Origin of the sequence: Mesorhizobium erdmanii USDA 3471 (assembly GCF_000472705.1) — a bacterium.
In the GTDB taxonomy this organism is placed as follows: domain Bacteria; phylum Pseudomonadota; class Alphaproteobacteria; order Rhizobiales; family Rhizobiaceae; genus Mesorhizobium; species Mesorhizobium erdmanii.
This window is the reverse complement of sequence record NZ_AXAE01000027.1, coordinates 84453-96210: the sequence shown is the minus strand read 5'-3', so window position 1 is coordinate 96210 and position 11758 is coordinate 84453. Positions and strand designations below refer to the sequence as shown.

At 64.2% G+C, this 11758-nt stretch carries 12 protein-coding genes and 1 pseudogene; 8 read left to right on the top strand and 5 right to left on the bottom strand.

The genetic code is table 11. From position 1 onward, the window contains the following. Positions 1 to 139, top strand: a pseudogene (locus A3AU_RS01000000135870) (FMN-dependent NADH-azoreductase); the annotation flags it as partial. Positions 140 to 195: 56 nt separating this feature from the next. Here the strand turns inward: A3AU_RS01000000135870 and A3AU_RS0122225 are convergent. The 3 genes from A3AU_RS0122225 to A3AU_RS01000000135865 form a co-directional block, all read right to left on the bottom strand. After that, the gene (locus A3AU_RS0122225) at positions 196 to 1422 is read right to left on the bottom strand and encodes an ROK family transcriptional regulator (RefSeq protein WP_027054834.1); all 1227 of its coding nucleotides are present in this window, start codon (positions 1420 to 1422) and stop codon (positions 196 to 198) included. 140 nt (positions 1423 to 1562) lie between these two features. Then, a complete protein-coding gene (locus A3AU_RS0122220) occupies positions 1563 to 2585 on the bottom strand; it encodes an SIS domain-containing protein (protein ID WP_051355437.1) in 1023 nt (340 codons plus the stop codon). Continuing rightward, entirely contained in the window at positions 2586 to 3509 is a 924-nt protein-coding gene (locus tag A3AU_RS01000000135865; RefSeq protein ID WP_245235548.1) for a BadF/BadG/BcrA/BcrD ATPase family protein, read from the bottom strand. A 149-nt stretch (positions 3510 to 3658) separates the two neighbouring features. On the opposite strand from A3AU_RS01000000135865, the gene A3AU_RS0122210 reads away from it, so the two are divergent. Genes A3AU_RS0122210 through A3AU_RS0122190 form a run of 5 tightly spaced genes read left to right on the top strand, consistent with a single transcriptional unit; the run spans position 3659 to position 8725 of the window. After that, on the top strand, positions 3659 to 4909 hold the full coding sequence (locus A3AU_RS0122210) for an extracellular solute-binding protein (RefSeq protein WP_027054832.1): 1251 nt from the start codon (positions 3659 to 3661) through the stop codon (positions 4907 to 4909). A gap of 1 nt (position 4910) precedes the next feature. Then, complete coding sequence (locus A3AU_RS0122205) at positions 4911 to 5846, top strand: carbohydrate ABC transporter permease (protein ID WP_027054831.1); 936 nt, start codon at positions 4911 to 4913, stop codon at positions 5844 to 5846. Then, positions 5843 to 6691 (top strand): carbohydrate ABC transporter permease, encoded by an 849-nt coding sequence (locus A3AU_RS0122200; protein ID WP_051355436.1) that lies wholly within the window; start codon positions 5843 to 5845, stop codon positions 6689 to 6691. Before A3AU_RS0122205 ends, A3AU_RS0122200 begins: the two co-directional genes overlap by 4 nt. Positions 6692 to 6723: 32 nt before the next feature. Further along, on the top strand, positions 6724 to 7656 hold the full coding sequence (kce, locus tag A3AU_RS0122195) for a 3,5-dioxohexanoate:acetyl-CoA acetone transferase (RefSeq protein ID WP_027054829.1): 933 nt from the start codon (positions 6724 to 6726) through the stop codon (positions 7654 to 7656). Positions 7657 to 7666: 10 nt separating this feature from the next. Then, the gene (locus A3AU_RS0122190; protein ID WP_027054828.1) at positions 7667 to 8725 is read left to right on the top strand and encodes an ABC transporter ATP-binding protein; all 1059 of its coding nucleotides are present in this window, start codon (positions 7667 to 7669) and stop codon (positions 8723 to 8725) included. A 27-nt stretch (positions 8726 to 8752) separates the two neighbouring features. On the opposite strand, the gene A3AU_RS0122185 is transcribed toward A3AU_RS0122190, so the two are convergent. Then, positions 8753 to 9052 (bottom strand): AzlD family protein, encoded by a 300-nt coding sequence (locus A3AU_RS0122185; protein ID WP_027054827.1) that lies wholly within the window; start codon positions 9050 to 9052, stop codon positions 8753 to 8755. Then, entirely contained in the window at positions 9049 to 9789 is a 741-nt protein-coding gene (locus tag A3AU_RS0122180; RefSeq protein ID WP_027054826.1) for an AzlC family ABC transporter permease, read from the bottom strand. Before A3AU_RS0122180 ends, A3AU_RS0122185 begins: the two co-directional genes overlap by 4 nt. Before the next feature lie 172 nt (positions 9790 to 9961). Between A3AU_RS0122180 and A3AU_RS0122175 the strand changes: the two genes are divergently transcribed. Together A3AU_RS0122175 and A3AU_RS0122170 are read left to right on the top strand one after the other, a co-directional pair. After that, positions 9962 to 10420, top strand: a complete 459-nt coding sequence (locus tag A3AU_RS0122175; RefSeq protein ID WP_027054825.1) for an Lrp/AsnC family transcriptional regulator — start codon at positions 9962 to 9964, stop codon at positions 10418 to 10420. A gap of 126 nt (positions 10421 to 10546) precedes the next feature. Beyond that, on the top strand, positions 10547 to 11749 hold the full coding sequence (locus A3AU_RS0122170) for an MFS transporter (RefSeq protein ID WP_027054824.1): 1203 nt from the start codon (positions 10547 to 10549) through the stop codon (positions 11747 to 11749). The last annotated feature ends 9 nt before the right edge of the window (positions 11750 to 11758 follow it).

Here is an 11758-nt window from a genome sequence, read left to right as displayed (position 1 = left end):
CCTCGGCATGACCGATGTCGACGTCATCCGCATCGAAGGCGTCGGCATGGGCCCTGAAGCGGTGACATCAGCGCTCGCCAAGGCGACCGCCAAGGTCGATGCGGTTGTGGCCAGCCAGCAGGTTGCCGCAGCGGCGTAAGGCCGCCGATCATCCAAACTCAGAGGCAGGCGCCCGGCGCCTGCCTTTTTTGTTTATCAGACGTCCGTTGCCTGCTCGGTCGTGCCCGTCGCGTCCAGCGCCATTTCCGACATCGGCGGCAGCACGACAGCCGGGTGGCGGCCTTCGCGCAGCATCAGCCCGAGACTGTAATCGACGGCCAGCTTCATCGCGCCGAGCGCCGTGCCGCCGTCTTCGAGCGAGCTGACGGCGATGCGTGTCGGCCAGGCGAGGTCCGCCGCGACGCGCTCGACATTTTCCGTCATCAGCGGATTTCTGCCGACGCCGCCGCCAAGCACGATCAGGCCGGGGTCGAGCATGCCGATGCAGCCGGCCGCCAGCCTGCCGATATCGGCGGCATGGCGCGCGACGGCCGCCATCGCGGACGGCGAGCCTTCCAGCGCGCGCGCAAAAAGATCCTTGGCCGAGTCGGGCGGCGCGCCTTCTTGCGCCGACCAATCGACACGGCAGCGCTCGACCAGCGCCCGCGAGCCGAGATAATGTTCGAGCCCTTCACGATAGGGCGTCTCACTGGCCGACCACGGAAACGGCATGCGGCCGATTTCACCGGCAGCGCCGCCGGCGCCGCGAAACAGTCGCCCCTCGGTGATGAAGCCGAGGCCGACCCGCACGCCGACTTGCAGAAAGGCGAAGGTCTGGTGGCCTTGCGCGGCGCCAAAATGCATCTCGCCAATGGCCGCGCAGTTGACGTTGTTTTCCAGGATGATCGGCACCTCGATACGGCGGCGCAGCAGGCCAAGCACGGCGGATGGCCCACCGGGCCGGTCGAAGCGATCGTTGGAGACGATGCGCGGCACGGCCACCGCGATGGCGCGCGGCGCGCGAAAACTCTTGGCCACCCTGGCCATGGTAGTACGCGCCACCGACAGCACGACGGCGCCGACCGCATCGGCATCGCTGGCCATCGATTCCGGGATCGGTTCTTCGGCCGATGCCAGCTTCTGTGCGTCCATCGAATAGGCGACGGCACGCACCTGGGCAGCGCCGACATCGATGCCGATCGCGTAGCCGGCGCCCGGGCCGATGCCATAGATCGTCGCCGTGCGGCCGATCGCGCCACGCTCCAGCCCACGCGAGGCGACGAGGCTGAGCGCGCTCAACTCCGAGACCGCCGCCGACATGGTCGGCTTAGACAGGTCGAGCATGGCGCCGAGCTTGGGCCGCGTCACCGGCCCGTGCGAAGCGAGCAGGCGCAGTACCGCGCGGGCGCTATCGGTCAGATTGGGGATTTCCGCAGCCGCCATCTCAGCCGTTCGACCTTTGCCTGAAATCCTGTCCCAGTCGGTGGAAGCGCGATCGCCGCCCCGACTCGAAAGCCCCATCCCTCTCTCAATGCCTCATTGCTGGCCGGTTTGGCAATTTCCATGCTGTCCGGACAGGGACGTCAGACTTCCGTCGGCGACCACGGCTTAAGCTTGGTATCGGTCTGGCGATAGCGGAAGGTGATGTCGGTGAGCCCGGCCGCATCCTGCATGTCGCCGACGACAAGCTGGATAGCGATGATTTCCAATATGGCGTCCGCCATGGCGTTGCCCAGGGTTGGAATGGAGATCACCACAAGCCTGTCGGCATCAACGACATCCGTGCGCCTCGTCACCAGCACGCAAGGACAGCCGAAGCCGGCCATGTCCTGCGCGATCTTGACCTCGCGGCCGTCGCCGATGGCGATCACGCCGGTGGCCTCATCCTGCGATTCCATCGGCCCATGCAGATAGTTCAGCGTATCCCATCCCGAGGCCGGCACCCGAACGGCTTCGCGGATCAGCATGGCTGCCTCGCCGGCGTTGGCGAAGCTGACGTCGGCGCCGACAATATCGATTGATGTTCCGCCCTGCAGCAGCCGCGCCGCTTGCCCCGCGGCCTGTTGCACGCCGGAGAAGACGCTGGAGACAGCACCGGGCAAACGCGTCCAGTCGAAGCTGTTTCCGGCAAGCCTGTCGATCAGCATGCCGAGCGCCAGCAGGGTCCCCGTGTAGCCGGTCGAGCTGGCGCCATTGTCGGCGCCCGAATCCGTGGCCAGCACCGCGCCGGTCAGGTCAGCCAGCGGATTGTCGCTGCCTCGGCAGACCGCCAGTCGCGGCGAGCCCGCTGCCTCACGCATGACATCGGAAATCTCGCGGCTCTGCCCGGAGGCCGACAGCGCGATGAACGCATCGGCGGCCGCACCTGTGCGGCCATAGAGATCCGTCGGCGTATAGGCGAAGGCCATGATGGCGGAGGTGCGCAGATAAAGCGCTCCGGCAAGCGCCGCCTGATAGCTGGCGCCGATCCCGGCAAGCCCGATCGTCTTGCCGGCAAAGGCGCTGAGATCGAGGCCCTCGAGCGCTGCGGACACCGAGCCCCGGCCGATCTCGAGACTTTCCGTCTGGCGCGCCACCGCCTGGCGGTAACCGATGCGCTTCTGCATTCAAATGGCTCCAATTTGTGAGGACAACCCTTGGCTGACGAGCAGTCGCCTGGCCAAGGCGACCGCGCCGAGCACCGGCGGCTCGCGCAGCAGCAGCACCTGGCTCGACGGCGACACTTTCGCCATGGCCTCGACGAATGCCGTCATCAGCATCGGCTGCTCCGAAATGACGCCGCCGCCGGCCACGACCAAGGCAGGATTGGCGCCGCGTTCGATCAGCAGTTCGACCAGCGCGGCAAGCCCTGCCCCACCCTCCCTGATGACCCGGGTCGCCAGCACCGAGCCGGCGATCGCCGCATCGAAAACGGCATTGGCGTAGCGGCCCCAGACCGCGGCTCCACGCGTTTCGTTGAGCAGGATGCCGAGCTTGGTCTGGTCGTCGGTACCGAGTTCGCGCATCAGCGCGGCAATCAGCGGATCGCCATTCTCACCCCGGTCCAGACTCTGGCGGATCGCCTTCGCGGCCTCGCGCACCAGGGCCGGCGCGCTGCCTTCGTCGCCGAGGATCCAGCCCCAGCCGCCGGCGGCCAGCATCTTGCCGTCGGCCGTGCGCGCCACCGCGATGGAGCCGGTACCGGCAACGACACCGATGCCATCGACATGGCCGGCGGCAGGCACCATCAGTTCGGCATCGTTGATCACCTGCACCGCACCACCGGTCCTGTCTGCCAGCAGCGCCTGGAAACGCAGGCACTGTTCACCCGTGTCGCAACCATGCGCGCCGACCGCCAGCGCGGCTGGCGCGACGCCACCGCACAGTCCGGCGACGATCCCGGCCAGCGTCGCGGCATCGCTTTCCATCTGGCGAATGCGCCAGCTCTCCGTCACCAGCACCTCGTCTGCGATCATGTGCTCACCCAGATACGCCATGATGCGCGTCTTGGTGCCGCCGATATCCACGCCTGCAATGATTTTCTGGGTCACCGATGTCCACCGCGCACGCCGGACGAAGCGGGTTGCCGCGTCCAATCCACATTAGTTAGGAAACTTTACAAACTATCTTTCCAGACGGCAAGAACTATGATTTGATAATCGTCGTAAAAAGCGCATCAAGCGCATTGGGAGATTGCAACATGAGCAGGAGAAGGATGGGTCTGGCCCTCGCGGCCGCGTCTTTCGCATGGGGATTGGCAGCCGGCGTGGCCCATGCCACCGACATCTCGTTCTGGACCTGGCGCCAGGAAGACAAGGCCGCCTACAATGAACTTTTCGCCGATTTCACCAAGGCCAACCCGGACATCCATGTGAAGTTCGAGTCGTTCCCGGACGAGAACTATCCGACGATCGTCTCGACGGCGCTGGCCGCCGGCAAGGGCGGCGACGTCATCCACACCCACGCTTACGGCTGGCTCGAGCAGTTCGTGAAGGCAGGCTATTTCGAGCCGCAGGATCTGACCACCGTGCCTTCGCTCGCCAACCAGCCCGCCGATGCGCTGGTGGCCGGCACCTACCGCGCCGACAAGAAGGTCTATTCCCTGCCCTTCGCTTCGCAGACGCTCGGCCTGTTCATCAACAAGGACGTCTTTGCCAAGGCCGGGCTGACACCGCCGACCACATGGGATGAGTTCATAACCGTCAGCAAGGCGCTGAAGGAAAAGGGTATTTATCCCCTCGCCAACGGCATGGGCACCAGCTGGTTCAACGAGATGTTCGTCGCCATCTTCACCAACCCGTTCCTCGGCCATGATTTCGTCAGCGACCTGACCTCGGGCAAGACCACCTTCAAGGACCCGCGCTATGTCGCGGCGCTCGGCAAGCTGCTCGAATTGCGCGACTACATGCCGCCCGGCTTCGAAGGCATCGACTACGACACCGCTGGCCAGCTGTTCATCAGCGGCAAGGCGGCGATGCTGGCCGGCGGCAGCTTCGACATCGCCAGCTACCGGACCCAGAACCCGGCCATCAACATGGACTTCGTCGCCCCGCCAATGGCCAAGGCCGGCGACGTGCCGCAGGTGACCAAGTTCTTCGACGGCGGCTATGCCGTCAACGCAAAGTCGGCCAACAAGGCGGCTGCGCTCAAGCTGGTCAACTGGATGGGCACCAAGGAGTTCGGCGACAAGTTCTCCGCTTTGCTCGGCAACATCTCGCCGATCAAGGGCGTCGTCATCAAGGACGAGCTGCTGGCGCACGTCGCCAAGTTGAACGAAACCGCCATGCCGCATATCAATGTCGTCTACTTCCGTTTCGAGAAGCCGACGGGATCGGAACTGCTGCAGGGCGACATCACCAAGATGATGTCGGGTTCGATCACCCCGGACCAGCTGGCCGCCGACCTGACCGACGGCCTCGCCAAATGGTACAAGCCTTTCCAGGGCAAGTGACATGAACATCGGCCGGCGCCACACCACAAAAGCCTTTCCGTGGCGCCGGTCACTCTGGATCGCGTCCCTGCTGACGCCGGCCCTGGTGGTCATGGTGCTGTTCGTGCTGTGGCCGCTGCTCTCGGCCTTCCGTCTTGCCTTTTATGAGTTCAACGGCCTGCAGCCGACCGGATTCATCGGCTTCGAGAACTTCCGCAAGGTGTTGTTCGAACAGCCTTATAGCGGCTGGACCTGGAACGCGCTGAAGCACAACATCATCGTCTTCTTCGCCCTGATGGTGTTCGAGAACGGCACCGCCTTCCTGCTTGCCTACGCCTTGCTGAAGGCGCTGCCCGGCCACCGCATCCACCAGGTCATCGTCTTTCTGCCCGTCGTGCTGTCGGCGGTCATCGTCGGCTTCCTCTGGAAGCTGTTCCTGCATCCGCTGTTCGGGCTGGTGAACCAGACGCTGGCGCTCGTCGGCATCGGCGCCATCCCGTGGCTCGGCAATGAATCGACGGCGCTGGGCAGCATCCTGTTCGCCAACATCTGGCACTGGCTCGGTTTCCCGACCCTGGTGTTGCTGGCCGGCATGCAGCGCGTCGGCAAGGAAGTGATCGAAGCCGCCCGTCTCGACGGCGCCGGCGACTATGTGCTGATGACCAGGATCATCTGGCCGCTGATTGCGCCGAGCGTCACCATCGTCACCATCCTGACCTTCATCGGCAGCTTCAACTGGTTCGAAATCCCCTACGTCATGGCCGGCCTGACCGGTTCGCCCGGCGGCGCCACCGACGTGCTCGGCCTCTATTTCTACCGCACCGCCTTCGGCTCGACGACGACAGGCATCCAGGATTTCGGCCAGGGCAGCGCGCTGGCGGTGATGATGTTCATCATCGTTGCCGGCGTCACCGCAATCGCGCTTCGTTATCTGCGCCGTCGTGAGATCGAACTGTGAGCACCGTGGTCGCCACCAGGGAACCCGCAGAGCTGTTGAAGAACGGCGCCATCCAGCTGATGCTGGCGATCAACGCCGTCATCATGATCTATCCGCTGTTCGTCATGGTGATGTCGTCGTTCAAGACCAATGCCGAAATCTTCTCGTCGCCCTTCGCCCTGCCGGCGCACTTCTCGCTGGCCAATGCCGAGCGTGTGTGGAGCGAAACCAACTTCGTCCGCTACCTCGCCAATTCCGTCGGCATCACCATGGCCGCGGTCACGCTGATCCTGCTGTTCAGCACCATGGCCGCCTATGCGATTGCCCGCTACCAGTTCCGGCTGAGCGCGCTGGTTCTGATGTTCTTCCTCAGCGGCATGACCGTGCCGCTGAAACTGGCGATCATTCCGCTGTTCATTCAGTTGGACTCGCTGGGCCTTGTCGACAGCTATGCCGGCCTGGTGCTGGTCTACGTCGCCATGGGCATTCCCTCGGCGGTGTTCATCATGACCGGCTTCCTCAGGACCTTGCCGCGCGAACTGGAAGAGTCGGCGCGCATGGACGGCGCCAGTGAATTTCGCATCATGCGCTCGATCATGTTGCCGCTAGCGCGGCCGGCGCTGGTCATCGTCGCCATCCAGAACGCCGTGCCGATCTGGAACGACTTTTTCTTTCCGCTGGTGCTGATCACCTCGGACAATCTCAAGACGCTGCCGCAGGGCCTGACCGTCTTCATCGGCGAGTTCACCACCGACTGGGGCGTGCTGTTCACCGGGCTGACGCTTGCGGCGCTGCCGATCACCTTGCTCTACATCGTGCTGTCGAAGCAGTTCATCTCCGGCATCACCCAAGGTGCCGTGAAATAGAGCGCGATCAAACAGATAAGGGATTCTTTCAAGTGGCGAACCAGAACAAGATCATCATCACCTGCGCGGTGACAGGCTCGATCCACACGCCGTCGATGTCGCCGTATCTGCCGGTGAGCGCGCAGGAGATCGCCGATGCCGCGATCGGCGCGGCCGAGGCGGGTGCGGCCATCGTCCATCTGCATGCGCGCAATCCCGCCGATGGCCGGCCCGACCAGTCGACCGAGGCGTTCGCCCCCTTCCTGAAGGTGATCAAGCAGCGCTCGGACTGCGTCATCAACATCACCACCGGAGGGGCCGCGACGATGAGCGTCGAGGAGCGCGTCAAGCCGGCGGCAACCTTCGCACCGGAAGTCGCCTCGCTCAACATGGGCTCGATGAATTTCGGCCTCTATCCCATGCTCGAGCGCTTCAAGACCTTCGAACACGATTGGGAACGGCCCTATCTCGAAGGCTCGCGCGACCGCATCTTCCGCAACACCTTTGGCGACATCGAGCACATCCTGCGCACCTGCGCGGAGAACGGTACGCGTTTCGAGATCGAGTGCTACGACATCGGCCATCTCTACACGCTCGCCCATTTCGTCGAGCGCGGCCTGGTCAAGGCGCCGTTCTTCGTCCAGAGCGTGTTCGGCATCCTTGGCGGCATCGGCACCCATCCGGAGGATGTCGCTCATATGAAGCGCACCGCCGACCGCCTGTTCGGACAGGACTACCACTGGTCGGTGCTAGGTGCCGGACGCAGCCAGCTGCCGATCGCCACCCAGGCCATCGCGCTCGGCGGCAATGTGCGCGTCGGGCTGGAGGACTCGCTCTGGATCGGCAAGGGCCAGCTGGCGAAATCCAACGCCGAACAGGTGAAGCAGGTGCGCCAGATCATCGAAGGGCTCGGCGCATCGGTGGCCACCCCTGACGAAGCGCGGCGGATCCTGCAGCTCAAGGGCGGCGACAAGGTCTCTTTCTGAGGAACGACAAATGAGTGCGGTCACCATATCCGGCGTCGAGAAGGCTTACGGCAAGGCCAGGGTCATCCACGGCGTATCGGTCGACATCGCCTCGGGTGAATTCGTCATCCTGGTCGGCCCGTCCGGTTGCGGCAAGTCGACCTTGCTCAGGATGATCGCCGGGTTGGAAGACATCAGCGCCGGCGAGATCGCGCTCGAAGGCAAGGTCATCAACGACGTCGCGCCGAAATCGCGCGACATCGCCATGGTGTTCCAGAACTATGCGCTCTACCCGCATATGACCGTGCGCGAGAACATGGCTTTCGCGCTGACGCTGAAGAAGACCGACAAAAGCGAGATCGACGCCAAGATCATGCGTGCCGCGACGATCCTCGGGCTAAAGGATCTGCTGGACCGCTATCCGCGCCAGTTGTCCGGCGGCCAGCGCCAGCGCGTCGCCATGGGCCGCGCCATCGTGCGCGATCCCAAGGTCTTTCTGTTCGACGAGCCGCTCTCAAACCTCGACGCCAAGCTGCGCGTGCAGATGCGCACCGAAATCAAGGCGCTGCACCAGCGGCTCGGAACCACCATCGTCTACGTCACCCATGACCAGGTCGAAGCCATGACCATGGCCGACAAGATCGTCGTCATGAATGGCGGCATCGTCGAACAGGTCGGCGCCCCGCTCGACCTATACGACCGGCCGGCCAATCTGTTCGTCGCCCAGTTCATCGGCTCGCCGTCGATGAACATCCTGCGCGGCCGCACCACGGCTGACGGTTTCACCGCCGGCGACGGCACGGTGTTTCCGCTGCCGGTGCTGGAACAGGGCGAATGCGCTTCTGCCTGGGGCATCCGGCCCGAACATCTCAGGCTCGCCGACAGCGGCGTGCCGGCGGTGGTCGAAGTGGTCGAGCCGACCGGCTCGGAAACCCTGGTCATGGCCAAGGCCGGTGACAACACGCTGGGCGCGCTGTTGCGCGAGCGGATTGCGGTAATGCCGGGTCAGCGCGTTTTCCTGGCGCCGGACCTGACCCAACTCCATTTGTTCAACACCGAGGGTCGGCGCATCACGTCCAAGTTCCACTAGAAAGCCGGCGTCCGCCTATTGTCGCAGCTAGCCCAGGACATGCCTGAGCAGGCCCGCCGATGCGACCCCGATCAGCACGGTCGGCAGCATGGACAATCGTGTCGCCGCGATAAAGGTGATCGCCAGCGCCAGGAGATCGGCCGGATTGCGCGACACGAAGGCCGTTGCGATGACCGAGATCAGTACGCAGCCGGGTGCCGCCTCCATCACCGCTGTGGCACGCGCGCTGAGCACACGGTTGCGCAGCACGACATAACCGCCGATCCGCGTGAGATAGGTGACGCCGGCCATCAGCACGATGGTGAGAAGGGTTGCCATGTCGATCATGCGTCACCCGCCATCAGCCAGGCGGCAGCGAGCCCCGACACCGCACCCGCCGCGACATACCAGGCGCCGGGAACGACGAGATAGACTAGGGCGGCGACGACCAGGCTGACCAGCCAGGGCCGCGCCGCCGCCACGCCTTTCCACATGCCGCGCATCAGCACCAGGAACACGGCCGGGAACGCCATGTCGAAACCATAATGCTGGACATCGCCGAGCATCGGGCCAAGCAAGGCGCCGAGCGTGGTGAAGCCCACCCAGGCCAGGTACATCGCCAGTGCCGCGCCCATGTAGTAGCGCAGGCTGAAGGCTGGGGCGATGCCGGCGTCGGCACGCTGTTTGGCGTCGGCCAAGCCGAGCGCCCAGCTTTCGTCGCACAGGAAGAACAGCGCCGGAAACACCTTGCGCGGCGGCAAATGCCCCAGGAATGGCGCCAAGGCTGCTCCCATCAGGAAGTGACGGCTATTGACCAGGAAGGTGATGGCGACGATCAGCACGATGTGCGGCGGCGATGTCCAGAGTTGGATGGCCGCGAATTCCGAACCGCCGGCGAAATTCAATCCGGTCATAAGAGACAGCTCGACGGCGCTGAGGCCTTTCTGTGTCGCCTGCGCGCCCAGCACCAGCGCATAGGGGATCGTGCCGAGCAGGACCGGCACGCACGACACAACCCCGCGCCGGAACTCCGAGGTCGATCCGCCGTCAATCGTGTCGGATGATGTTGCTTCAGAAACGCTCATGATTTTCCACAGACCAATCTCGCGGAAACCGCGCCCGGTTAAGGGCCGGATGGTGATGACGTTGGCGCAACCATATAAAGTTGGCCCGGCAATTTGGTTGCGAAGATTGTTGTATTTGCCATTATTTTAGCATTCTATGTCACGATTGACGGAATAAATGGAATTCCACGCCATGAAGCTCGATGACATCGACAGGCGCATCCTGCGGGCGCTGCAGCGCGACGGCCGCATGGCCAACAACGATCTGGCCAACGAGGTCGGCCTGTCGCCCTCGCCTTGCCTGCGCCGCGTCAAGCTTTTGGAAGAAGCCGGCGTCATCGACCGTTATGTCGCCGTGCTCAACCCGGCCAGCATCGGCAAGGGCCTCACCTTCTTCACCCGCATCTGGCTTAAGACGCAGGACGAGGACACGATCGGGCACTTCGCCACCGAAGTTGCCAAGCTGCCGCAGGTCATGGAATGCTACCTGATGCTGGGTGATTGCGACGCCATGGTGCGAGTGGTGGCGGCCAGCATCGACGACTACCGCCGCTTCCAGTCGGAGCATCTGAGCCGCATCAAGGGCGTCCAGAACGTCAAGACCGACGTTCCCAGCTGGACCATCAAATATACCTCGGAACTGCCGATCTGAGACGATCGCAACAGCGCCGGAACAGACTGGATAAAAAATGCAACCGGATTGTAGGATCGGTCTCGATGCCGGCGTCCTTCGGACGCAAGCAGCGCGTAGCGCTGCCCTCTGGCTGGGAGAAGAAAGATGAACCTTTCCTATCGTTGGATCATCGTCGCGGCAGGCGCGCTGATGTCCTGTGTCGCCATCGGCACGATGTTTTCGCTGGCGATCTTTCTCGAACCGATGGCGCTCGACACGCAGTGGTCGCGCGCCGGCATTTCGAGCGCCATGACGCTCAACTTCCTGGTGATGGGCCTTGGCGGCTTCGCCTGGGGCGCCCTGTCCGACCGTTTTGGTGCCCGCATCGTCGTGGCGATCGGCGCAGCACTGCTTGGGCTGGCGCTGGTGGTGGCGAGCCGAGCCGGCTCGCTACTGACCTTCCAGATCAGCTATGGCGTGCTTGTCGGGCTTGCCGCCAGCGCCTTCTTCGCGCCGATGATCGCGCTGACCACGGCCTGGTTCGACACCAACCGCGGCCTTGCCGTTTCGCTGGTCTCGGCCGGCATGGGCGTCGCCCCGATGACGATCTCGCCCTTCGCCCGCTGGCTGATCTCGGCCTATGAATGGCGCACCGCCATGTTCGACATCGGCATCATGGCCTGGGTGCTGCTGTTGCCGGCGGTGCTTCTGGTCCGCCAGCCGCCAAAACCCACCATGGCCGATGCGGCCTCTACGCCTGTCGCCGAGGGTGCGGGCATGAGCGTGGCCCAGGCGCTGCGCTCGCCGCAATTCATCGTGCTGGGGTTGACCTTCTTCGCCTGCTGCGCGGCGCATTCCGGACCGATCTTCCACATGGTGAGCTATGCCATGCTGTGCGGCGTCGCGCCCATGGCGGCGGTCACCATCTACAGCGTCGAGGGTCTCGCCGGTCTGGGCGGCAGGCTTCTCTACGGCGTGCTTGCCGACCGGCTCGGCGTCAAGCCGGTGCTGGTCGCGGGTCTCGCCATCCAGGCGATCGTCATTGCCGCCTATCTCTCCGTCAGCCAGCTCGATCAGTTCTATATGCTGGCCGTCATTTTCGGCGCCACCTATGGCGGCGTCATGCCGCTCTACGCGGTGCTGGCGCGCGAATATTTCGGCCAACGCATCCTCGGTACCGTCTTCGGCGCCGCCACTATGCTGTCCAGCCTCGGCATGGCGCTCGGCCCGCTCGCCGGCGGCATGATCTTCGATGCCTATGCCAGCTACCACTGGCTGTTCATCGGCTCGGCCCTTATTGGGCTCGGTGCCGCCGGCATCGCGATCGCCTTCCCGCCGCTGCCGGAAAGGGCGTTGCAGCCGGCGTGACAGCGGACG

Excerpts from the sequence above, each read along its gene's own strand:
- A3AU_RS0122225 (WP_027054834.1), bottom strand. The coding sequence starts at position 1,422 with ATGGCGGCTGCGGAAATCCCCAATCTGACCGATAGCGCCCGCGCGGTA.
- A3AU_RS0122220 (WP_051355437.1), bottom strand. The coding sequence starts at position 2,585 with ATGCAGAAGCGCATCGGTTACCGCCAGGCGGTGGCGCGCCAGACGGAA.
- A3AU_RS0122210 (WP_027054832.1), top strand. The coding sequence starts at position 3,659 with ATGAGCAGGAGAAGGATGGGTCTGGCCCTCGCGGCCGCGTCTTTCGCA.
- A3AU_RS0122205 (WP_027054831.1), top strand. The coding sequence starts at position 4,911 with ATGAACATCGGCCGGCGCCACACCACAAAAGCCTTTCCGTGGCGCCGG.
- A3AU_RS0122190 (WP_027054828.1), top strand. The coding sequence starts at position 7,667 with ATGAGTGCGGTCACCATATCCGGCGTCGAGAAGGCTTACGGCAAGGCC.
- A3AU_RS0122185 (WP_027054827.1), bottom strand. The coding sequence starts at position 9,052 with ATGATCGACATGGCAACCCTTCTCACCATCGTGCTGATGGCCGGCGTC.
- A3AU_RS0122180 (WP_027054826.1), bottom strand. The coding sequence starts at position 9,789 with ATGAGCGTTTCTGAAGCAACATCATCCGACACGATTGACGGCGGATCG.
- A3AU_RS0122175 (WP_027054825.1), top strand. The coding sequence starts at position 9,962 with ATGAAGCTCGATGACATCGACAGGCGCATCCTGCGGGCGCTGCAGCGC.
- A3AU_RS0122170 (WP_027054824.1), top strand. The coding sequence starts at position 10,547 with ATGAACCTTTCCTATCGTTGGATCATCGTCGCGGCAGGCGCGCTGATG.